The organism is Streptomyces colonosanans (assembly GCF_001866645.1).
In the GTDB taxonomy this organism is placed as follows: domain Bacteria; phylum Actinomycetota; class Actinomycetes; order Streptomycetales; family Streptomycetaceae; genus Streptomyces; species Streptomyces colonosanans.
Genome location: NZ_MLYP01000010.1, coordinates 100566 through 119376, shown reverse-complemented (window position 1 = coordinate 119376; position 18811 = coordinate 100566). Strand labels below are relative to the sequence as shown.

31 protein-coding genes are annotated in these 18811 nt (G+C 66.8%); 29 read left to right on the top strand and 2 right to left on the bottom strand.

The features are described 5' to 3' along the window. Positions 1 to 307: 307 nt before the first annotated feature. A complete protein-coding gene (locus BIV24_RS05370; RefSeq protein WP_071364975.1) occupies positions 308 to 856 on the bottom strand; it encodes an ATP-binding protein in 549 nt (182 codons plus the stop codon). Between the two features lie 154 nt (positions 857 to 1010). Between BIV24_RS05370 and BIV24_RS05365 the strand changes: the two genes are divergently transcribed. From BIV24_RS05365 to gdhA, 5 genes are all read left to right on the top strand, one after another. Then, the gene (locus tag BIV24_RS05365) at positions 1011 to 1886 is read left to right on the top strand and encodes a helix-turn-helix domain-containing protein (RefSeq protein WP_071364974.1); all 876 of its coding nucleotides are present in this window, start codon (positions 1011 to 1013) and stop codon (positions 1884 to 1886) included. Then, positions 1883 to 2092, top strand: coding sequence for a DUF397 domain-containing protein (locus BIV24_RS05360; RefSeq protein ID WP_071364973.1), 210 nt, complete (start codon positions 1883 to 1885; stop codon positions 2090 to 2092). The genes BIV24_RS05365 and BIV24_RS05360 overlap by 4 nt, the downstream gene beginning before the upstream one ends. After that, positions 2089 to 2298 carry a DUF397 domain-containing protein gene (locus tag BIV24_RS05355; RefSeq protein ID WP_071364972.1) on the top strand — a complete coding sequence of 70 codons (210 nt, stop codon included), beginning with the start codon at positions 2089 to 2091 and terminating at the stop codon, positions 2296 to 2298. The genes BIV24_RS05360 and BIV24_RS05355 overlap by 4 nt, the downstream gene beginning before the upstream one ends. A 19-nt stretch (positions 2299 to 2317) precedes the next feature. Then, positions 2318 to 2950 (top strand): hypothetical protein, encoded by a 633-nt coding sequence (locus BIV24_RS05350; protein WP_071364971.1) that lies wholly within the window; start codon positions 2318 to 2320, stop codon positions 2948 to 2950. Positions 2951 to 3259: 309 nt separating this feature from the next. After that, positions 3260 to 4624: an NADP-specific glutamate dehydrogenase gene (gene gdhA / locus BIV24_RS05345; protein WP_071364970.1), complete on the top strand. Its 1365-nt coding sequence runs from the start codon at positions 3260 to 3262 to the stop codon at positions 4622 to 4624. A 22-nt stretch (positions 4625 to 4646) separates the two neighbouring features. On the opposite strand, the gene BIV24_RS05340 is transcribed toward gdhA, so the two are convergent. Next, the gene (locus tag BIV24_RS05340) at positions 4647 to 5081 is read right to left on the bottom strand and encodes a hypothetical protein (protein WP_143064561.1); all 435 of its coding nucleotides are present in this window, start codon (positions 5079 to 5081) and stop codon (positions 4647 to 4649) included. A gap of 511 nt (positions 5082 to 5592) precedes the next feature. Between BIV24_RS05340 and rpsJ the strand changes: the two genes are divergently transcribed. The 24 genes from rpsJ to map all read left to right on the top strand — a co-directional run bounded on the left by rpsJ (position 5593) and on the right by map (position 18759). Beyond that, positions 5593 to 5901, top strand: coding sequence for a 30S ribosomal protein S10 (gene rpsJ / locus BIV24_RS05335; RefSeq protein WP_003948644.1), 309 nt, complete (start codon positions 5593 to 5595; stop codon positions 5899 to 5901). A 17-nt stretch (positions 5902 to 5918) separates the two neighbouring features. After that, on the top strand, positions 5919 to 6560 hold the full coding sequence (gene rplC, locus BIV24_RS05330) for a 50S ribosomal protein L3 (protein ID WP_071364968.1): 642 nt from the start codon (positions 5919 to 5921) through the stop codon (positions 6558 to 6560). An 8-nt stretch (positions 6561 to 6568) separates the two neighbouring features. After that, on the top strand, positions 6569 to 7222 hold the full coding sequence (gene rplD, locus BIV24_RS05325) for a 50S ribosomal protein L4 (protein ID WP_071364967.1): 654 nt from the start codon (positions 6569 to 6571) through the stop codon (positions 7220 to 7222). Beyond that, the gene (rplW, locus tag BIV24_RS05320; RefSeq protein ID WP_071364966.1) at positions 7222 to 7641 is read left to right on the top strand and encodes a 50S ribosomal protein L23; all 420 of its coding nucleotides are present in this window, start codon (positions 7222 to 7224) and stop codon (positions 7639 to 7641) included. Before rplD ends, rplW begins: the two co-directional genes overlap by 1 nt. A gap of 40 nt (positions 7642 to 7681) precedes the next feature. Continuing rightward, entirely contained in the window at positions 7682 to 8518 is an 837-nt protein-coding gene (gene rplB, locus BIV24_RS05315; RefSeq protein ID WP_071364965.1) for a 50S ribosomal protein L2, read from the top strand. A 12-nt stretch (positions 8519 to 8530) separates the two neighbouring features. After that, positions 8531 to 8812 (top strand): 30S ribosomal protein S19, encoded by a 282-nt coding sequence (gene rpsS / locus BIV24_RS05310; RefSeq protein WP_003948639.1) that lies wholly within the window; start codon positions 8531 to 8533, stop codon positions 8810 to 8812. Between the two features lie 42 nt (positions 8813 to 8854). Further along, positions 8855 to 9202, top strand: coding sequence for a 50S ribosomal protein L22 (rplV, locus tag BIV24_RS05305; protein ID WP_019329637.1), 348 nt, complete (start codon positions 8855 to 8857; stop codon positions 9200 to 9202). Continuing rightward, positions 9202 to 10026 (top strand): 30S ribosomal protein S3, encoded by an 825-nt coding sequence (rpsC, locus tag BIV24_RS05300; RefSeq protein ID WP_071364964.1) that lies wholly within the window; start codon positions 9202 to 9204, stop codon positions 10024 to 10026. Before rplV ends, rpsC begins: the two co-directional genes overlap by 1 nt. A 5-nt stretch (positions 10027 to 10031) precedes the next feature. Further along, entirely contained in the window at positions 10032 to 10451 is a 420-nt protein-coding gene (gene rplP / locus BIV24_RS05295) for a 50S ribosomal protein L16 (RefSeq protein WP_030811678.1), read from the top strand. Next, a complete protein-coding gene (gene rpmC, locus BIV24_RS05290; RefSeq protein ID WP_018564811.1) occupies positions 10451 to 10675 on the top strand; it encodes a 50S ribosomal protein L29 in 225 nt (74 codons plus the stop codon). Before rplP ends, rpmC begins: the two co-directional genes overlap by 1 nt. Further along, entirely contained in the window at positions 10675 to 10956 is a 282-nt protein-coding gene (gene rpsQ, locus BIV24_RS05285; RefSeq protein WP_071364963.1) for a 30S ribosomal protein S17, read from the top strand. Before rpmC ends, rpsQ begins: the two co-directional genes overlap by 1 nt. Positions 10957 to 11140: 184 nt before the next feature. Beyond that, entirely contained in the window at positions 11141 to 11509 is a 369-nt protein-coding gene (gene rplN / locus BIV24_RS05280; protein WP_071364962.1) for a 50S ribosomal protein L14, read from the top strand. A 2-nt stretch (positions 11510 to 11511) separates the two neighbouring features. Next, complete coding sequence (gene rplX / locus BIV24_RS05275) at positions 11512 to 11835, top strand: 50S ribosomal protein L24 (RefSeq protein WP_059127179.1); 324 nt, start codon at positions 11512 to 11514, stop codon at positions 11833 to 11835. After that, entirely contained in the window at positions 11832 to 12389 is a 558-nt protein-coding gene (rplE, locus tag BIV24_RS05270) for a 50S ribosomal protein L5 (RefSeq protein WP_107459218.1), read from the top strand. Before rplX ends, rplE begins: the two co-directional genes overlap by 4 nt. Positions 12390 to 12394: 5 nt before the next feature. Further along, the gene (locus BIV24_RS05265) at positions 12395 to 12580 is read left to right on the top strand and encodes a type Z 30S ribosomal protein S14 (RefSeq protein ID WP_003948630.1); all 186 of its coding nucleotides are present in this window, start codon (positions 12395 to 12397) and stop codon (positions 12578 to 12580) included. 267 nt (positions 12581 to 12847) lie between these two features. Continuing rightward, positions 12848 to 13246, top strand: coding sequence for a 30S ribosomal protein S8 (gene rpsH, locus BIV24_RS05260; RefSeq protein ID WP_030046382.1), 399 nt, complete (start codon positions 12848 to 12850; stop codon positions 13244 to 13246). Between the two features lie 24 nt (positions 13247 to 13270). Next, positions 13271 to 13810, top strand: a complete 540-nt coding sequence (gene rplF / locus BIV24_RS05255; RefSeq protein WP_071364960.1) for a 50S ribosomal protein L6 — start codon at positions 13271 to 13273, stop codon at positions 13808 to 13810. 3 nt (positions 13811 to 13813) lie between these two features. Next, positions 13814 to 14197 carry a 50S ribosomal protein L18 gene (gene rplR, locus BIV24_RS05250; RefSeq protein WP_071364959.1) on the top strand — a complete coding sequence of 128 codons (384 nt, stop codon included), beginning with the start codon at positions 13814 to 13816 and terminating at the stop codon, positions 14195 to 14197. A 35-nt stretch (positions 14198 to 14232) separates the two neighbouring features. Continuing rightward, positions 14233 to 14838, top strand: coding sequence for a 30S ribosomal protein S5 (gene rpsE, locus BIV24_RS05245; protein ID WP_015658456.1), 606 nt, complete (start codon positions 14233 to 14235; stop codon positions 14836 to 14838). Further along, a complete protein-coding gene (rpmD, locus tag BIV24_RS05240) occupies positions 14838 to 15020 on the top strand; it encodes a 50S ribosomal protein L30 (RefSeq protein WP_071364958.1) in 183 nt (60 codons plus the stop codon). Before rpsE ends, rpmD begins: the two co-directional genes overlap by 1 nt. Before the next feature lie 2 nt (positions 15021 to 15022). Continuing rightward, a complete protein-coding gene (gene rplO / locus BIV24_RS05235) occupies positions 15023 to 15478 on the top strand; it encodes a 50S ribosomal protein L15 (protein WP_071364957.1) in 456 nt (151 codons plus the stop codon). Between the two features lie 244 nt (positions 15479 to 15722). Then, positions 15723 to 17036, top strand: coding sequence for a preprotein translocase subunit SecY (gene secY / locus BIV24_RS05230; RefSeq protein ID WP_071364956.1), 1314 nt, complete (start codon positions 15723 to 15725; stop codon positions 17034 to 17036). After that, on the top strand, positions 17036 to 17698 hold the full coding sequence (locus BIV24_RS05225; RefSeq protein WP_071364955.1) for an adenylate kinase: 663 nt from the start codon (positions 17036 to 17038) through the stop codon (positions 17696 to 17698). The genes secY and BIV24_RS05225 overlap by 1 nt, the downstream gene beginning before the upstream one ends. Positions 17699 to 17922: 224 nt before the next feature. Then, positions 17923 to 18759, top strand: coding sequence for a type I methionyl aminopeptidase (gene map, locus BIV24_RS05220; protein ID WP_071364954.1), 837 nt, complete (start codon positions 17923 to 17925; stop codon positions 18757 to 18759). Positions 18760 to 18811 lie beyond the last annotated feature (52 nt).

Genomic DNA, 18811 nt, shown 5'->3' with positions numbered 1-18811 from the left:
AGGTGGTTGCCGATCACCGTGAAGCGGGTGGTGTGGCGGGTGTTGTCGTGCGTGACGCCGTAGGTGTGGGGGCGGGTGCGTGTGCGCGGATTCGCCCGGGAGGGGGGTTCGTGCGCGGCAACGGCTGACTGGGCGTGCGGGGGCACGCTAGGGTCATCGATACCCATCGGGAAGCTCTCTTCTTCCTCGGTGGCCAGGCCCTCGATCGGGATTGCTACTCCCGGCCGGGGGCCGATGCATGTTTGCGGTTGTTTGCGCTGAGCGTAGGGGAGTTGGGGGACCACCGATCCAGCCGAACCGGCGATGTTCACTCGCGCGAGTGAGTGCGAACGACGGGCGGGAGGGGTGGGGCTTGGTGCGGTTCTTTCTCCCTCTGGTTCCTTGGACGGGGATCGCCTGCGGCACCGAATCCCGTGGGGGCGGGCTCCGGCTCTGAGCAGGCCAGTTCGGCCCACACGGTCTTGCGCGGGAACCGGTCCTCGCTCACGCCCCAACGGTCCGCGAGCGCGTCCACGATGAGCAGGCCGCGCCCCGACTCGACGTCCGCAGAAGGCCGTTGGGGTGCGGGGAGACGGTCACCCTGTGTGTCGGTGACCTCGATACGGAGGGTGCCGCCGACCACGTACAGAGTCAGGCGGAAGTCCCGGCCCGGTACACGGCCGTGCGTCGCCGCGTTGGCCGCCAGCTCGGCCACGATGTGGTTCGCGGTCTCCGTGGGCAGCCCCCAACTGCGTAGCTGCGCCTCGGCGAGCAGACGCGCGAGGCGGGCCCCGCGCCGCGTGGACGACAGCAGCACGGTGAAGTTGCGGAAGTGGGTGGCTGGTTGGGCGGTGGCCTCGGCGATTTCCTGATTCACAGCACTCAGCGTGGCTGGCTGTGCCTACCGTGAAGGGTGACTGAGCGGGTGCGTACGGTGACTGTCGGCTGATTGCCCGGTGCTGTCCGGGCTGTCGGCATCGTTCCTACGGGTAGGGCGTCGCGGTACGACGCGGGACTACGGAGGGGCGCGCATGTCGGTGGACGGCGAGGCGGTACGGCTCAGGGGCGAGGCGGACGAGCCGGGTTGGGAGGTGGACCCGGACGACGAGTGGGGTGTGGCCGTCATCGCCACCGTGGGGCGGCAGTTGAAGTTGCGAAGGGAAGCGGCAGGGATGCGGGCCGCCGAGTTCGGGGTGGCGGTGGGGTACGGCGAGGACCTGGTCTACAAGGTCGAGGGCGGGAAGCGGATTCCTCGTCAGGAGTACCTGGACAAGGCCGACGAGGTGCTGGGCGCGGGTGGGCTCATCGCAGCGACGTGGGAGGACGTGAAGAAGGTCCGGTATCCGAAGCGGCTTCGGGAGCTGGCGAAGCTGGAGGCCCAGGCAGTCGAGATGGGTGTGTACGAGAGTCACAGCCTCAACGGCCTGTTGCAGACTCCGGAGCACGCGAGGGCGCTATTCACGGCTCGGCAGCCTCCGTACACACCGGAAGAGGTGGAGCGTTTGGTGGTTGCCCGAGTGGCGCGGCAGTCGATTTTCGATCGTTCACCCGCCCCGGCGCTGAGCTTCGTCCAGGAAGAAGCGGCGTTGAGGCGCCCCATCGGAGGCACAATGGTCTGGCGTCAGCAGCTGGAACGGCTGCTGGATGTGGGGAGGTTGCACAACGTCACCATCCAGGTGATGCCGTTGCACTGCGAGGCACATCCTGGGCTGGATGGAAGGATCGAGGTGCTGAAGTTCGTGGACGGTATGGCGGTGGGGCGCTCCGACGGCGCGTTCAACGGCCGGCCGACCTCCGATCCCAAAGACCTGCGCATTCTTGAGCTTCGGTACAGCACCATTCGGGCTCAGGCTCTCTCCCCGCGCGACTCGCTGGTCTTCATCGAGCAACTGCTGGGAGAGACATGATCCGCAAGGCCTCTTTCGAGGACGTCACCGAACTGGCGTGGTTCAAGAGCAGCTACAGCAGTGGCAACGAAGGCGACTCGTGCGTCGAGCTCGCCGCCAGTCCCGCCACGGTCTACGTCCGCGACTCTAAGAACATTGAAGGCCCCCGACTGGCGCTTACGCCGGATGCTTGGGCGGAGTTCGTCACGTACGCCTCGCAATCATGACCCGCAGGGCCTCTGTCGGGGACGTCACCGAGCTGGCGTGGTTCAAGAGCAGTTACAGCGATGGCCCTGACGGCAACTCCTGTGTCGAACTTGCCGTCACCCCCGCCACCGTCCACGTCCGTGACTCCAAGAGCATCGCGGGCCCCCAACTCACCTTCACCCCAGCCACCTGGGCGCGTTTCGTTCCGCACGCGGTCAAGGGCTGACGGCGCAGGGAGGTTGGGGATGAGAACGGTCCGTAGGGAGCGGCAGCGTCAGGCGCGGAAGGAACGCCGTGCACGCGTCGAGAAGCTCGCCGAGGCGATGACGGCACCGGAGGCGCCGCTGGTGTGGGGTGCCGGGTGGCGAGGAAGGGTGACGGGTGCGGCCATGGCCGTCGTATTCGTCGTGCTCGACTACCCGCCGGGCAGGGCGAGTCTGGCCCATCCGCAGCCGGGTCCCTTGGCACAGGCACTGTGGGCGTGGGTGGTCTTCGCCGTGCCGTGCTGCTGGTTTGCGCTGTGGCGCATCACCGCGGACCGGGACGGCGTGTACATCCGCCGTATGTGGTCCACCCGGTTCCTGCCCTGGTCGAGGATCAACCATGTGGAGATGCGCCCCGACGCACAGCTGGGGTTCATCGGTCCCGGGACAGAACCCAAAGTGGCCGGTCTGTTCGCGCCGCCCTGGCTGATCCGTGCCACCGGCCGTTTCGGCACCGGTGCCCAAGCCGCCGACACGCTGACCGCCATGGCCCAGCACAGTCATCTGCGCCCCACCGCTCAAGCCGGCCAGGCGCTGACCGCCGGAGGAGTTGCCCGCTGGGCCGCCCTCCTGGCCCCTGTGTTGTTTCTCGCGGGCGGATTTCTGCACTACTGAGCCATAAGTGGCGAATTTGCGCCACGTCGCCCACCCCGACCTGCGGTTTCACCTCCGTCATCTGGCCCGAACCCGCCACTTGCCGATTCATCGATCGACACACCCGGTCTCAGATGCCGGACATTCCAGGTGGAGGTACTGGCCAACGGCTTTACGGGGGAGTAACAGTGAAGTGTCGGCCGTTTCCCGGATGCCACTCCCGGGGCGGCCAAGTTCCTGCGCGCGGCAACGGCGCCGAGCGTTCATCACCGGCTTTCATGCCGGTGACCGGCCACCACGCCGGTCATAGCCGTGCCAGAAAGGGACCCTGTGACGCCCCAGACCCGACCCGACACCAACGCCCAGCTCGCCGCCCTGCTTACCGAGATCGAGCACCGCAACCCGGCCCAGCCCGAGTTCCACCAGGCCGCCCACGAGGTGCTGGAGACGCTCGCGCCCGTGCTCGCGGCCCGGCCGGAGTACGCGGAGGCGGGGCTGGTCGAGCGGCTGTGCGAGCCCGAGCGGCAGATCATCTTCCGGGTGCCGTGGCAGGACGACCGGGGGCACGTGCACGTCAACCGGGGCTACCGGGTCGAGTTCAACAGCGCGCTGGGCCCGTACAAGGGGGGCCTGCGTTTCCACCCGTCGGTGAACCTCGGGATCGTGAAGTTCCTCGGGTTCGAGCAGGTCTTCAAGAACGCGCTCACCGGGCTCGGCATCGGCGGCGGCAAGGGCGGCAGCGACTTCGACCCGCACGGCCGCAGCGACGCGGAGGTCATGCGGTTCTGCCAGTCGTTCATGACGGAGCTGCAGCGGCACATCGGCGAGCACACCGACGTACCGGCCGGTGACATCGGCGTCGGCACCCGCGAGATCGGCTACCTGTTCGGCCAGTACCGGCGGATCACCAACCGCTGGGAGGCCGGCGTCCTCACCGGCAAGGGCGCCCACTGGGGCGGCTCCCTGATCCGCCCGGAGGCGACCGGGTACGGCAACGTGCTGTTCGCGGAGGCGATGCTGCGCGAGCGCGGCGAGGACCTGGAGGGCCAGACGGCGGTCGTCTCCGGCTCCGGGAACGTCGCGATCTACACCGTCGAGAAGCTGCTCGCCCTCGGTGCGAACCCGCTGACCTGCTCGGACTCCAGCGGATACGTGGTCGACGACAAGGGCATCGACGTGGAGCTGCTGCAGCAGATCAAGGAGGTCGAGCGCGGCCGGATCAGCGAGTACGCGCAGCGCCGGGGTGCCTCCGCGCGGTTCGTGTCCGGCGGGCGCGTCTGGGACGTCCCGGCCGACGTCGCGCTGCCCTCGGCGACGCAGAACGAGCTGGACGAGAAGGATGCGGCGACGCTCATCCGCAACGGCGTGAAGGCGGTGTCCGAGGGCGCCAACATGCCGACGACGCCGGAGGCCGTGCACCTGTTCCAGAGCGCCGGGGTCGCCTTCGGGCCCGGCAAGGCGGCGAACGCGGGCGGGGTCGCGGTCAGTGCGCTGGAGATGGCGCAGAACCACTCCCGTACGTCGTGGACGGCCGCGCGGGTCGAGGAAGAGCTGGCCGGCATCATGCGGGACATCCACACCACCTGCCACGAGACCGCCGAGCGCTACGGCGCCCCGGGCGACTACGTGACCGGCGCGAACATCGCCGGCTTCGAGCGGGTCGCCGACGCGATGCTCGCCCAGGGCGTCATCTGACGGCCTGAGCGTCGTTCATCCATCAGGCGGAGTCGCGTCCGGTTTCCGGGGTCCTCCCGGAGCCGGACGCCTCCGCCAGGCGCGACAGCAGTTGCGTGTAGACGGTCGTCGCCGCCGCGATGACCGTCAGCACGACCGTCAGGGCCAGTACGCCGAGGAGCGCCGGCCACTGGCGCAGTTCGTCGGCGCGGCACTCGTTGTTCCGCGGGAACGGATTGACCAGCGGGCCGTCGCAGAGCTGCCGAGTGGTGGAGCCCCAGGAGCTGGTCTCGGGGCCGTAGGAGGCGAGCATCAGGTACGCGAACCAGGCCCACGCCAGCACCGCCAGCATGATCCAGGCCTTCGACCAGTTGTCCATGCGGTCCGCGTCCCGCAGCAGCTTCGCCCTCTGGTCGGTGTCAGCGGTGCCGGCGGTGTCCGACGTCTGATGGGTGTCGTTCGCTTCGGCTTCTGCCACGTCGCCCCCCGAGTGCGCGATCATGCCTTCGCCGCCCGACTCTAACGTGATGATCGAGTCCACTCCCGGGCGGCGTATCCACCCCGTTGGGCGCGCTCCGGTTTGACCTCTGTCACGCTCGGGGTAATCTCTTCGGCTCGATTGGCCAGCATGCCGTTCTCTATGGCAGACTGTCCGAGTTGCTCGGTCGAGTGTTGATGCTGCACGTCTCCCGCCGGGAGGACCGGAAGCGAGTCCCACAGTACTCGTCGCCCTAACTGCCTCACGGCAGCGCTGGGGCGGACGTACGGGAATCTTCCGGGAAGTGTGAGCGCGGCACCGGCCAGGCGCCCGGTGGGTATCTAGCTCCCGGATCCGCGGTTCCGGAAGGGCCGTGTTCCCCCAGCAGGGATGTTCGGACAAGGGACATTCATGTCAGCGGGAGCGCGACACACCCGACCGCGTGGGTCGGAGAGCGAGGCGGAAACCCTCGGGTTCCGGAGCGTATGAGAGACAGGACTACGAGGTAGCCATGGCGGGACAGAAGATCCGCATCCGGCTCAAGGCCTACGACCACGAGGTCATCGACTCTTCGGCGAAGAAGATCGTCGAGACGGTGACTCGCACTGGTGCGTCGGTCGCGGGCCCGGTGCCGCTGCCCACTGAGAAGAACGTGTACTGCGTCATCAAGTCGCCGCACAAGTACAAGGACTCGCGCGAGCACTTCGAGATGCGCACGCACAAGCGCCTGATCGACATCCTCGACCCGACCCCCAAGACCGTTGACTCTCTGATGCGACTCGACCTCCCGGCCGGTGTCGACATCGAGATCAAGCTCTGAGGCCGGTGATCTGAGAGATGAAGCAGATCAAGGGCATCCTGGGCGAGAAGCTCGGCATGACGCAGGTGTGGGACGAGAACAACCGCGTTGTTCCCGTCACCGTCGTCAAGGCCGCGCCGAATGTCGTGACCCAGGTCCGTACGAACGATGTCGACGGCTACGAGTCGGTCCAGATCGCCTTCGGCGACATCGACCCGCGCAAGGTGAACAAGCCCCTCAAGGGTCACTTCGCCAAGGCCGACGTCACCCCGCGTCGTCACCTCGTTGAGATCCGCACCGCGGACGCCAGCGAGTACACCCTCGGCCAGGAGATCACCGCCGAGGTGTTCGAGGCCGGCCAGAAGGTCGACGTCACCGGCAAGAGCAAGGGCAAGGGCTTCGCCGGTGTCATGAAGCGTCACAACTTCAAGGGCCTCGGCGCCAGTCACGGCACCCAGCGCAAGCACCGCTCCCCCGGTTCCATCGGTGGCTGTGCCACCCCGGGCCGTGTGTTCAAGGGCGTCCGCATGGCGGGTCGCATGGGCAACGAGCGGGTCACCACCCAGAACCTGACCGTCCACGCCGTTGACGCGGAGAAGGGTCTGCTGCTCATCAAGGGCGCGGTTCCCGGTCCGAACGGCGGCCTCGTCCTGGTCCGCACCGCGGCCAAGGGGGCCTGAGGTAACCGATGAGCACTGTTGACATCCTTTCGCCGGCTGGCGAGAAGGCCGGTACCGTCGAGCTCCCCGCGGAGATCTTCGACGTTGAGAAGGTCAGCATTCCGCTGATCCACCAGGTCGTCGTCGCGCAGCTGGCCGCTGCCCGCCAGGGCACGCACAAGACCAAGACCCGCGGTGAAGTTCGCGGTGGTGGCAAGAAGCCGTACCGCCAGAAGGGCACCGGTCGCGCCCGCCAGGGTTCGACCCGCGCGCCGCAGTTCGCCGGTGGTGGCGTCGTGCACGGCCCGCAGCCGCGTGACTACTCGCAGCGGACCCCGAAGAAGATGAAGGCTGCGGCCCTGCGCCACGCCCTCACCGACCGGGCCCGCAGCAACCGCATCCACGTCGTCTCCGACGTGGTCGAGTCGGACATCTCCACCAAGGCCGCCAAGGCTCTCCTCGGCAAGATCAGCGAGCGCAAGAACGTGCTCCTGGTCGTCGAGCGCGAGAACGAGAAGGCCGTGCTGTCCGCTCGCAACCTGCCCCAGATTCACATCCTGGAGCCGGGCCAGCTGAACACGTACGACGTGATCGTCTCGGACGACGTGGTCTTCACCCAGGCCGCTCTCGAGTCCTTCGTCGCCGGCCCGAAGGCCAACGACACCGAAGGGAGCGAGGCCTGATGGCTACGCGTCACCCGAGCATTGCCTCGAAGGCGGCCAAGGCCGCCAAGGCCGCGCGCGTCGCCAAGGCGCGCCGCCACGCCGCCGAGGGCAAGAACACCGTCGTCACCCCGGCGAGCAAGTCGTACACGGACCCCCGTGACGTCCTGATCAAGCCGGTCGTGTCGGAGAAGAGCTACGCGCTCATCGACGAGAACAAGTACACGTTCATCGTCGACCCGAACGCCAACAAGACCCAGATCAAGCAGGCCGTCCAGGCGGTCTTCGAGGTCAAGGTCACCGGGGTCAACACGATCAACCGCCAGGGCAAGCGCAAGCGGACCCGCACGGGCTTCGGCCAGCGTGCCGCCACCAAGCGCGCGATCGTGACCCTCGCCGAGGGCGACCGTATCGACATCTTCGGCGGTCCGACCGCCTAAGGGCGGTCCGGATCGTCCGATATCGGACGAGGACTGAGAAATGGGTATCCGCAAGTACAAGCCGACGACTCCTGGCCGTCGTGGCGCCAGCGTCGCCGACTTCGTCGAGGTCACGCGGTCCACGCCGGAGAAGTCGCTGGTCCGCCCCCTGCACAGCAAGGGCGGCCGTAACAACACCGGTCGTGTGACCGTTCGCCACCAGGGTGGCGGACACAAGCGCGCCTACCGCGTGATCGACTTCCGTCGTCACGACAAGGACGGCGTGCCGGCGAAGGTCGCGCACATCGAGTACGACCCCAACCGCACCGCGCGCATCGCGCTGCTGCACTACGCCGACGGCGAGAAGCGCTACATCCTCGCCCCGCGCAACCTGCAGCAGGGTGACCGCGTCGAGAACGGTCCCGGGGCCGACATCAAGCCGGGCAACAACCTGGCCCTCCGCAACATCCCGGTCGGTACCACGATCCACGCGATCGAGCTCCGTCCCGGTGGCGGTGCCAAGTTCGCCCGCTCCGCCGGTGCCTCCGTGCAGCTGCTCGCGAAGGAGGGCGCCTACGCCCACCTGCGCATGCCGTCCGGCGAGATCCGTCTGGTCGACGTCCGCTGCCGCGCCACCATCGGCGAGGTCGGCAACGCCGAGCAGTCGAACATCAACTGGGGCAAGGCCGGCCGCAAGCGCTGGCTGGGCGTCCGCCCGTCCGTGCGTGGTGTGGTCATGAACCCCGTGGACCACCCGCACGGTGGTGGTGAGGGCCGTACCTCCGGTGGTCGCCACCCGGTGTCCCCGTGGGGCAAGAAGGAAGGCCGTACTCGTTCCGCCAAGAAGGCGAGCAACAAGTACATCGTCCGCCGCCGCAAGACGAACAAGAAGCGCTAAGGACGGGTTGAGATGCCTCGTAGCTTGAAGAAGGGGCCCTTCGTCGACGACCACCTGATCAAGAAGGTGGATGTCCAGAACGAAGCCGGCACCAAGAACGTCATCAAGACCTGGTCCCGCCGCTCGATGATCGTCCCGGCCATGCTCGGCCACACGATCGCGGTGCACAACGGCAAGACCCACATCCCGGTGTTTGTCACCGAGTCGATGGTCGGCCACAAGCTCGGCGAGTTCTCGCCGACCCGCACCTTCCGGGGTCACGTCAAGGACGACCGGAAGTCGAAGCGCCGCTAGTAGCGGGGTGGAATGACCATGACAAACATCGAAGGGACAACCATGGAAGCCAGGGCCCAGGCGCGGTACATCCGCGTCACGCCCATGAAGGCCCGCCGTGTGGTGGACCTCATCCGTGGCATGGATGCCACGGAGGCTCAGGCGGTCCTGCGTTTCGCCCCGCAGGCCGCGAGCGTGCCGGTGGGCAAGGTGCTGGACAGCGCCATTGCCAACGCCGCGCACAACTACGACCACACCGACGCCGACAGCCTCTACATCTCCGAGGCCTACGTCGACGAGGGTCCGACCCTGAAGCGGTTCCGGCCGCGCGCCCAGGGCCGTGCCTACCGGATCCGCAAGCGGACCAGCCACATCACCGTGGTCGTCAGCAGCAAGGAAGGAACCCGGTAATGGGCCAGAAGGTAAACCCGCATGGGTTCCGGCTCGGTGTCACGACCGACTTCAAGTCGCGTTGGTACGCCGACAAGCTGTACAAGGACTACGTCAAGGAAGACGTCGCCATCCGTCGGATGATGACGTCCGGCATGGAGCGCGCCGGCATCTCGAAGGTTGAGATCGAGCGCACCCGTGACCGCGTGCGTGTGGACATCCACACCGCTCGTCCGGGCATCGTCATCGGCCGCCGTGGCGCCGAGGCCGACCGCATCCGCGGCGACCTCGAGAAGCTCACGGGCAAGCAGGTCCAGCTGAACATCCTCGAGGTCAAGAACCCCGAGACCGACGCTCAGCTCGTGGCCCAGGCCGTTGCCGAGCAGCTGTCCTCCCGTGTCTCCTTCCGCCGCGCCATGCGTAAGAGCATGCAGTCGGCCATGAAGGCGGGCGCCAAGGGCATCAAGATCCAGTGTGGTGGCCGTCTCGGCGGCGCCGAGATGTCCCGCTCGGAGTTCTACCGCGAGGGCCGTGTGCCCCTGCACACGCTCCGCGCGAACGTGGACTACGGCTTCTTCGAGGCCAAGACGACCTTCGGCCGCATCGGTGTGAAGGTCTGGATCTACAAGGGCGATGTCAAGAACATCGCCGAGGTCCGCGCCGAGAACGCCGCTGCCCGTGCGGGTAACCGCCCGGCTCGCGGTGGCTCCGACCGCCCGGCCCGTGGTGGCCGCGGTGGCGAGCGGCGCGGTCGCAAGCCGCAGCAGGCTCAGCAGGCTGCCGAGGCCCCCAAGGCCGAGGCTCCCGCCGCCGCTCCGGCTGAGAGCACCGGAACGGAGGCCTGACCGAAATGCTGATCCCCCGTAGGGTCAAGCACCGCAAGCAGCACCACCCGAAGCGCTCTGGTATGGCCAAGGGTGGAACGCAGGTTGCGTTCGGCGAGTACGGCATCCAGGCGCTGACCCCGGCGTACGTCACGAACCGCCAGATCGAAGCGGCTCGTATCGCCATGACTCGTCACATCAAGCGTGGCGGCAAGGTCTGGATCAACATCTACCCGGACCGCCCGCTGACCAAGAAGCCCGCCGAGACCCGCATGGGTTCCGGTAAGGGTTCGCCGGAGTGGTGGATCGCGAACGTCAAGCCCGGTCGGGTGATGTTCGAGCTGTCCTACCCGAACGAGAAGATCGCCCGTGAGGCGCTGACTCGTGCCGCCCACAAGCTGCCGATGAAGTGCCGGATCGTCAAGCGCGAGGCAGGTGAAGCGTGATGTCGGCCGGTACCAAGGCGTCCGAGCTGCGCGAGCTGGGCAACGAGGAGCTTCTTGGCAAGCTCCGCGAGGCCAAGGAAGAGCTGTTCAATCTCCGTTTCCAGGCGGCGACGGGCCAGCTCGAGAACCACGGCCGTCTGAAGGCGGTCCGCAAGGACATCGCGCGGATCTACACCCTGATGCGCGAGCGTGAGCTGGGCATCGAAACGGTGGAGAACGCCTGATGAGCGAGAACATGACTGAGAACACTGAGGCGCGCGGCTTCCGCAAGACCCGCGAGGGTCTCGTCGTCAGCGACAAGATGGACAAGACCGTCGTCGTCGCCGTCGAGGACCGTGTCAAGCACGCGCTGTACGGCAAGGTCATCCGCCGTACGAACAAGCTCAAGGCGCACGACGAGCAGAACGCCGCGGGTGTCGGCGACCGCGTCCTCCTGATGGAGACCCGGCCGCTGTCCGCGACCAAGCGCTGGCGCGTCGTCGAGATCCTCGAGAAGGCGAAGTAAGGAAGCGGGGGTCCGCCCCCGCTGACCCCCGCCGGGGGCCGCACCGAGAGGTGCCAGGCCCCCGGCGTGGGTCTCCGCCTGCAGAGGTGCAAGTAATTCCTGCGGGGCATTCCCCGCAGGACAGTTCCGCCAGGCTCTCCGGTTCAACACCTGGAGGGAACCGGCAGACGATCAGGAGATAGACGTGATCCAGCAGGAGTCGCGACTGCGCGTCGCCGACAACACAGGTGCGAAGGAAATCCTTTGCATCCGTGTGCTCGGTGGCTCCGGTCGCCGCTACGCGGGCATCGGTGACGTCATCGTCGCCACCGTCAAGGACGCGATCCCCGGTGGCAACGTGAAGAAGGGTGACGTCGTCAAGGCGGTCATCGTTCGCACCATCAAGGAGCGCCGCCGTCCGGACGGCTCGTACATCCGCTTCGACGAGAACGCCGCCGTCATTCTGAAGAACGACGGCGACCCTCGCGGCACCCGTATCTTCGGCCCGGTCGGCCGTGAGCTGCGCGAGAAGAAGTTCATGAAGATCATCTCGCTCGCGCCGGAGGTGCTGTAAGCATGAAGATCAAGAAGGGCGACCTGGTCCAGGTCATCACCGGTAAGGACAAGGGCAAGCAGGGCAAGGTCATTGCCGCTTACCCGCGCGACGAGCGCGTCCTGGTCGAGGGTGTCAACCGGGTCAAGAAGCACACCAAGGCCGGCCCGACCGCCAGCGGTTCCCAGGCCGGCGGCATCGTGACCACTGAGGCCCCGATCCACGTGTCCAACGTTCAGCTGGTCGTGGAGAAGGACGGCAACAAGGTCGTCACGCGTGTCGGCTACCGCTTCGACGAGAACGGCAACAAGATCCGCGTTGCCAAGCGGACGGGTGAGGACATCTGATGGCTACCACCACTCCGCGTCTGAAGCAGAAGTACCGTGAGGAGATCACGGGCAAGCTGCGTGACGAGTTCAAGTACGAGAACGTCATGCAGATCCCGGGCCTCGTCAAGATCGTGGTCAACATGGGTGTGGGCGACGCCGCCCGCGACTCCAAGCTGATCGATGGCGCCATCCGCGACCTCACCACGATCACCGGTCAGAAGCCGGCCGTCACCAAGGCCCGCAAGTCCATCGCGCAGTTCAAGCTGCGTGAGGGTCAGCCGATCGGTGCCCACGTCACGCTCCGTGGCGACCGCATGTGGGAGTTCCTGGACCGCACCCTGTCGCTCGCGCTCCCGCGCATCCGCGACTTCCGCGGCCTGTCCCCCAAGCAGTTCGACGGCCGTGGCAACTACACCTTCGGTCTCACGGAGCAGGTCATGTTCCACGAGATCGACCAGGACAAGATCGACCGCGTCCGGGGTATGGACATCACCGTGGTCACCACGGCGACCAACGACGCTGAGGGCCGCGCGCTCCTTCGTCACCTCGGCTTCCCGTTCAAGGAGGCGTGAGCGAGATGGCGAAGAAGGCTCTGATCGCTAAGGCTGCTCGCAAGCCCAAGTTCGGTGTGCGTGGCTACACCCGCTGCCAGCGCTGCGGCCGTCCGCACTCCGTGTACCGCAAGTTCGGCCTGTGCCGCGTGTGCCTTCGTGAGATGGCTCACCGTGGCGAGCTGCCGGGCGTGACCAAGAGCTCCTGGTAATTCCTCCCACCCGTCGCCCGACCACCGCCCCCTCAAGGGCGGCCCTTCGGGCCGACGGGCTGGATTGGGATTCCCAAGGCTCTCGGTAAGCATCTGGGGGCGGCGGGACGCCCAGCACCCATGCCTTAGGCTTGTGGGGTTGGGCGCCTGCCGTGCCCGTACGACTTACTACGCCGTAGGTCCACCGCGCCGCACCCGTCCCGTCTCGGATCGGGGAGAGGGATGGCGCACCAGGAAACCCCGGCGAGAGAGGCCGAAGGCCAATTCATGACCATGACTGATCCGATCGCAGACATGCTTACGCGTCTGCGGAACGCGAACTCGGCATACCACGACTCCGTGACGATGCCGGCATCGAAGATCAAGTCGCACATCGCGGAGATCCTCCAGCAGGAGGGCTTCATCACGGGCTGGCGCGTCGAGGACGCCGAGGTCGGCAAGAACCTCGTTCTCGAGCTGAAGTTCGGCCCGAACCGTGAGCGCTCCATCGCGGGCATCAAGCGGATCTCCAAGCCCGGTCTCCGGGTTTACGCGAAGTCCACCAACCTGCCCAAGGTGCTCGGCGGCCTCGGCGTGGCGATCATCTCCACGTCCCACGGGCTCCTCACCGACAAGCAGGCCGGCAAGAAGGGCGTAGGCGGAGAAGTTCTCGCCTACGTCTGGTAACGGAAGGGAACGGAGGAAACAGCTATGTCGCGCATCGGCAAGCTCCCCATCGCGGTTCCCGCCGGCGTGGACGTCACCATCGACGGCAGCACGGTCGCGGTCAAGGGCCCCAAGGGCGAACTGACCCACACCATTGCCTCGCCGATCGAGATCGTCAAGAACGAGGACGGCACCCTTCAGGTGACCCGCCCCAATGACGAGCGTCAGAACAAGGCCCTGCACGGCCTGTCCCGCACGCTGGTGGCGAACATGATCACCGGCGTGACCCAGGGTTACGTGAAGAAGCTCGAGATCAGTGGTGTCGGTTACCGCGTGACCGCCAAGGGTTCGAACCTCGAGTTCGCGCTCGGCTACAGCCACTCGATCACCGTCGAGGCGCCCGAGGGCATCACCTTCAAGGTGGAGGCCCCGACCCGCTTCTCGGTCGAGGGCATCGACAAGCAGAAGGTCGGCGAGGTTGCGGCCAACATCCGCAAGCTGCGCAAGCCTGACCCGTACAAGGCCAAGGGCGTCAAGTACGAGGGCGAAGTCATCCGCCGCAAGGTCGGAAAGGCGGGTAAGTAAGCCATGGCATACGGACAGAAGATCCTGAAGGGCGACGCCTACAAGCGCGCCGCGATCAAGCGCCGTCACATCCGGATCCGCAAGCGGATCAACGGTACGGCGGAGCGTCCGCGTCTGGTCGTTACCCGCTCCAACCGCCACATCGTGGCCCAGGTGATCGACGACCTCAAGGGTCACACCCTTGCGTCGGCGTCCACCCTGGACACCTCGATCCGCGGTGGCGAGGGCGACAAGTCCGCGCAGGCCAAGCAGGTCGGTGCCCTGGTCGCCGAGCGCGCCAAGGCCGCCGGTGTCGAGGCCGTCGTGTTCGACCGTGGTGGCAACCAGTACGCCGGGCGCATCGCCGCCCTGGCGGACGCCGCCCGCGAAGCCGGGCTCAAGTTCTGAGCCGCTGTAGCTAGCGGAAAGAGAGAGGTAATCCAATGGCTGGACCCCAGCGCCGCGGTGGCGGTGCCGGTGGCGGCGAGCGGCGGGACCGGAAGGGCCGTGACGGCGGCGCTGCTGCCGCCGAGAAGACCGCGTACGTTGAGCGCGTCGTCGCGATCAACCGCGTCGCCAAGGTTGTGAAGGGTGGTCGTCGCTTCAGCTTCACCGCGCTGGTCGTGGTGGGCGACGGTGACGGCACCGTGGGTGTCGGATACGGCAAGGCCAAGGAGGTGCCGGCCGCCATCGCCAAGGGCGTTGAGGAGGCCAAGAAGCACTTCTTCAAGGTCCCGCGGATCCAGGGCACCATCCCGCACCCGATCCAGGGTGAGAAGGCTGCCGGCGTCGTGCTGCTCAAGCCCGCGTCCCCCGGTACCGGTGTTATCGCCGGTGGTCCGGTGCGTGCCGTGCTCGAGTGCGCCGGTATCCACGACATCCTGTCGAAGTCGCTCGGCTCCGACAACGCGATCAACATCGTGCACGCGACCGTGGAGGCCCTGAAGGGTCTGCAGCGTCCCGAGGAGGTCGCGGCCCGCCGTGGTCTGCCGCTCGAGGACGTCGCTCCCGCGGCCCTGCTGCGTGCGCGTGCCGGGGCGGGTGCGTGATGGCTCAGCTCAAGGTCACGCAGGTCAAGTCCTACATCGGTAGCAAGCAGAACCACCGTGACACCCTGCGCTCCCTTGGTCTCAAGGGCATCAACACGCAGGTCGTCAAGGAGGACCGCCCCGAGTTCCGCGGCATGGTGCACACCGTCCGCCACCTCGTGACGGTCGAGGAGGTCGACTGATCATGGCGGAGCAGAACCCGCTCAAGATCCACAACCTCCGTCCCGCCCCGGGCGCCAAGACCGCCAAGACCCGTGTGGGTCGTGGTGAGGCGTCGAAGGGTAAGACGGCCGGTCGTGGTACCAAGGGTACGAAGGCCCGTTACCAGGTTCCGGAGCGCTTCGAGGGTGGCCAGATGCCGCTCCACATGCGCCTCCCGAAGCTGAAGGGCTTCAAGAACCCGTTCAAGACCGAGTTCCAGGTCGTCAACCTCGACAAGCTGGCCGCGCTGTACCCGCAGGGTGGCGAGGTCACGGTCGAGGACCTGGTGGCCAAGGGTGCCGTTCGCAAGAACAGCCTCGTCAAGGTCCTGGGCCAGGGCGAGATCTCCGTGGCGCTGCAGGTGACGGTGGACGCCGTCTCCGGCTCCGCCAAGGAGAAGATCACCGCCGCCGGCGGTACCGTCACCGAGCTCGTCTGACCCTTTCGGGCGTCTTGATGGCATGAACGATCCCGACCGGGGATACCCCACAATTGGGGTATCCCCGGTTGGTCGTTCCTAGGTAGGTGCTCTCGCCGGTAAGGTGGCCTGCACTGTCAACTTTCGCGGGGGTGTCGCGGTATGGGCACTCACGGCGGCAGTTGATCGTTACCCATGTCGTTGTCAGTCGGAATCTCAAGACCGTCACCCTTGACGCAGTCGCGCGGGGGTCGCAGGAGGCACCGTGCTCACCGCGTTCGCCCGGGCGTTCAAGACGCCCGACCTGCGCAAGAAGCTGCTCTTCACGCTCGGCATCATCGTGGTGTACCGGCTCGGTACGCACATCCCGATCCCTGGTGTCGACTACAAGAACGTCCAGACCTGTATCGACGTCGCCAAGGGCAACCAGGGCCTGTTCGGGCTGGTCAACATGTTCAGCGGCGGCGCGCTGCTGCAGATCACGATCTTTGCGCTGGGCATCATGCCGTACATCACGGCGAGTATCATCCTCCAGCTGCTGACCGTGGTCATTCCGCGCCTGGAAGCCCTGAAGAAGGAAGGCCAGTCGGGTACCGCGAAGATCACGCAGTACACCCGGTACCTGACGGTGGCGCTGGCGATCCTCCAGGGCACCGGCCTGGTGGCCACCGCCCGTAGTGGCGCCCTGTTCTCCGGCTGCCCGGTGGCAGGTTCGATCGTGCCGAACCAGTCGATCTTCACCACCATCACGATGGTCATCACCATGACCGCCGGTACGGCCGTCGTCATGTGGCTCGGTGAGCTGATCACCGACCGCGGCATCGGCAACGGCATGTCCATCCTGATGTTCATCTCGATCGCCGCGACCTTCCCGTCCGCCCTGTGGGCCATCAAGAAGCAGGGCAGCCTGGCGGGCGGCTGGATCGAGTTCGGCACCGTCATCCTGGTCGGCCTGATCATGGTCGCCCTGGTGGTCTTCGTCGAGCAGGCGCAGCGTCGCATCCCGGTCCAGTACGCGAAGCGCATGATCGGCCGTCGCGCCTACGGCGGTACGTCCACGTACATCCCGCTGAAGGTGAACCAGGCGGGTGTCATCCCCGTCATCTTCGCGTCGTCGCTGCTGTACATCCCGGCTCTGATCGCGCAGTTCGCCGGAGGCAACTCCAGCTGGAAGACCTGGATCGACCAGAACCTCACCAAGGGTGACCACCCGATCTACATCACCCTCTACTTCTTGCTCATCGTTTTCTTCGCGTTCTTCTACGTGGCGATCTCCTTCAACCCCGAGGAAGTCGCGGACAACATGAAGAAGTATGGTGGCTTCATCCCGGGCATCCGGGCTGGTCGGCCGACCGCTGAGTACCTGAGCTACGTACTCAACCGGATCACCTGGCCGGGTTCGCTGTATCTGGGTCTGATCGCACTCGTACCGACAATGGCGTTGGTGGGCTTCGGGGCGAACCAGAACTTCCCGTTCGGTGGTACCAGCATCCTGATCATCGTGGGTGTCGGCCTTGAGACGGTGAAGCAGATCGAGAGCCAGCTCCAGCAGCGCAATTACGAAGGGTTCCTCCGCTGATGCGAATCGTCCTCGTCGGGCCACCCGGTGCTGGCAAGGGAACGCAGGCCGCGTTCCTCGCCGAGAACCTGTCGATCCCGCACATCTCCACGGGCGACCTGTTCCGCGCCAACATCAGCCGGCAGACGGAGCTGGGCAAGCTCGCGAAGTCCTACATGGACGCGGGCAACCTGGTCCCGGACGAGGTCACCATCGCGATGGCCAAGGACCGCATGGAGCAGCCGGACGCGCAGGGCGGCTTCCTGCTGGACGGCTTCCCGCGGAATGTGCAGCAGGCCGTGGCGCTGGACGAGATGCTCAAGGCCGAGGGCATGAAGCTGGACGCGATCCTCGACCTGGAGGTCCCCGAGGACGAGGTCGTCAAGCGCATCGCGGGTCGCCGCGTCTGCCGAAACGACTCGGCACACGTCTTCCACGTCTCGTACAAGCCGGCGAAGCAGGACGGCGTCTGCGACATCTGCGGCGGCGAGCTGTACCAGCGGGACGACGACTCGGAGGAGACCGTCCGCAAGCGGCTGGAGGTCTACCACACGCAGACCGAGCCGATCATCGACTACTACAAGGCGCAGGGCCTGGTGGTCACGATCTCGGCGCTCGGCAAGGTGGACGAAGTCACCGCCCGCGCGATGCAGGTGCTCGACCAGAGGACCGGCGACAAGTAGTCGCCCCGCCCCGCCTCTGCCGCTTTACGGCCGCGGTTCCCCTCCCGGGGGCCGCGGCCGATCTGCGGGGCATCCCAGGTGTGGCGACCCCGCTGGGCGCCGCGCCCTCGCACTCCCGGTCGGCCTGAACGGGCTCGTCCCCCGAACGCCGGACGGGTTGGGTGGTCCCTCCCCGTATCTTTGATGGTGTCCGTCTCTCTCCGGTCCAGAAAGGCCGCAGCCGCATGGTGCAGATCAAGACCCCCGAGCAGATCGCCAAGATGCGTGAGGCGGGGTTGGTCGTCGCCGCCGTGCACGCCGCCACGCGTGAGGCGGCCGTGCCGGGCGCCACGACGAAGGACCTGGACGAGGCCGCGCGCAAGGTGCTCGCCGAGCACGGCGCGAAGTCGAACTTCCTGGGCTACGGCGGCTTCCCCGCGACCATCTGCACCTCGGTGAACGAGGTCGTGGTGCACGGTATCCCGTCCGACGAGGTCGTGCTCAAGGACGGCGACATCATCTCCATCGACGCGGGCGCGATCGTGGACGGCTGGCACGGCGACGCCGCCTTCACCGCGTTCGTGGGCTCGGGTCACGCTCCGGAGCTGGTCGAGCTCTCCCGGGTGACCGAGGAATCGATGTGGGCCGGGATCGCCGCGATGAAGCTGGGCAACCGGCTCGTCGACGTCTCGCGCGCCATCGAGACGTACATCCGCCGGCAGCCGAAGCCGGGCGGCGGACGCTACGGGATCATCGAGGACTACGGCGGGCACGGCATCGGCACCGAGATGCACATGGACCCGCACCTGCTGAACTACGTCGAGCGGCGGCGCGGCAAGGGCCCGAAGCTGGTGCCCGGGTTCTGCCTGGCCATCGAGCCGATGGTGTCGCTGGGGACGCCGAAGACGGAGGTCCTCTCGGACGACTGGACCGTGATCACGACGGACGGTACGTGGTCGTCCCACTGGGAGCACTCCGTCGCCCTCACCGAGCAGGGCCCGCTGGTACTCACGGCTCCGGACGCCGGCAAGGCCAAGCTCGCGGAGTACGGCATCACCGTCGCCCCCGACCCCCTGGCATGATGATCTCGTTCGTGGGGCAGACTGCCTCGATTCGTGTTTCCTGGGGCCCTGA

Excerpts from the sequence above, each read along its gene's own strand:
- BIV24_RS05265 (WP_003948630.1), top strand. The coding sequence starts at position 12,395 with ATGGCGAAGAAGGCTCTGATCGCTAAGGCTGCTCGCAAGCCCAAGTTC.
- BIV24_RS05355 (WP_071364972.1), top strand. The coding sequence starts at position 2,089 with ATGACCCGCAGGGCCTCTGTCGGGGACGTCACCGAGCTGGCGTGGTTC.
- BIV24_RS05225 (WP_071364955.1), top strand. The coding sequence starts at position 17,036 with ATGCGAATCGTCCTCGTCGGGCCACCCGGTGCTGGCAAGGGAACGCAG.
- rplV (WP_019329637.1), top strand. The coding sequence starts at position 8,855 with ATGGAAGCCAGGGCCCAGGCGCGGTACATCCGCGTCACGCCCATGAAG.
- rpsQ (WP_071364963.1), top strand. The coding sequence starts at position 10,675 with ATGAGCGAGAACATGACTGAGAACACTGAGGCGCGCGGCTTCCGCAAG.
- rplO (WP_071364957.1), top strand. The coding sequence starts at position 15,023 with ATGGCGGAGCAGAACCCGCTCAAGATCCACAACCTCCGTCCCGCCCCG.
- rplR (WP_071364959.1), top strand. The coding sequence starts at position 13,814 with ATGGCATACGGACAGAAGATCCTGAAGGGCGACGCCTACAAGCGCGCC.
- rpsC (WP_071364964.1), top strand. The coding sequence starts at position 9,202 with ATGGGCCAGAAGGTAAACCCGCATGGGTTCCGGCTCGGTGTCACGACC.
- BIV24_RS05350 (WP_071364971.1), top strand. The coding sequence starts at position 2,318 with ATGAGAACGGTCCGTAGGGAGCGGCAGCGTCAGGCGCGGAAGGAACGC.
- BIV24_RS05365 (WP_071364974.1), top strand. The coding sequence starts at position 1,011 with ATGTCGGTGGACGGCGAGGCGGTACGGCTCAGGGGCGAGGCGGACGAG.
- rpmD (WP_071364958.1), top strand. The coding sequence starts at position 14,838 with ATGGCTCAGCTCAAGGTCACGCAGGTCAAGTCCTACATCGGTAGCAAG.
- BIV24_RS05360 (WP_071364973.1), top strand. The coding sequence starts at position 1,883 with ATGATCCGCAAGGCCTCTTTCGAGGACGTCACCGAACTGGCGTGGTTC.
- rpsH (WP_030046382.1), top strand. The coding sequence starts at position 12,848 with ATGACCATGACTGATCCGATCGCAGACATGCTTACGCGTCTGCGGAAC.
- rplW (WP_071364966.1), top strand. The coding sequence starts at position 7,222 with ATGGCTACGCGTCACCCGAGCATTGCCTCGAAGGCGGCCAAGGCCGCC.
- rplX (WP_059127179.1), top strand. The coding sequence starts at position 11,512 with ATGAAGATCAAGAAGGGCGACCTGGTCCAGGTCATCACCGGTAAGGAC.
- rpsJ (WP_003948644.1), top strand. The coding sequence starts at position 5,593 with ATGGCGGGACAGAAGATCCGCATCCGGCTCAAGGCCTACGACCACGAG.
- rpsE (WP_015658456.1), top strand. The coding sequence starts at position 14,233 with ATGGCTGGACCCCAGCGCCGCGGTGGCGGTGCCGGTGGCGGCGAGCGG.
- map (WP_071364954.1), top strand. The coding sequence starts at position 17,923 with ATGGTGCAGATCAAGACCCCCGAGCAGATCGCCAAGATGCGTGAGGCG.
- rplF (WP_071364960.1), top strand. The coding sequence starts at position 13,271 with ATGTCGCGCATCGGCAAGCTCCCCATCGCGGTTCCCGCCGGCGTGGAC.
- rpmC (WP_018564811.1), top strand. The coding sequence starts at position 10,451 with ATGTCGGCCGGTACCAAGGCGTCCGAGCTGCGCGAGCTGGGCAACGAG.
- rplD (WP_071364967.1), top strand. The coding sequence starts at position 6,569 with ATGAGCACTGTTGACATCCTTTCGCCGGCTGGCGAGAAGGCCGGTACC.
- rplB (WP_071364965.1), top strand. The coding sequence starts at position 7,682 with ATGGGTATCCGCAAGTACAAGCCGACGACTCCTGGCCGTCGTGGCGCC.
- rplP (WP_030811678.1), top strand. The coding sequence starts at position 10,032 with ATGCTGATCCCCCGTAGGGTCAAGCACCGCAAGCAGCACCACCCGAAG.
- rplC (WP_071364968.1), top strand. The coding sequence starts at position 5,919 with ATGAAGCAGATCAAGGGCATCCTGGGCGAGAAGCTCGGCATGACGCAG.
- rpsS (WP_003948639.1), top strand. The coding sequence starts at position 8,531 with ATGCCTCGTAGCTTGAAGAAGGGGCCCTTCGTCGACGACCACCTGATC.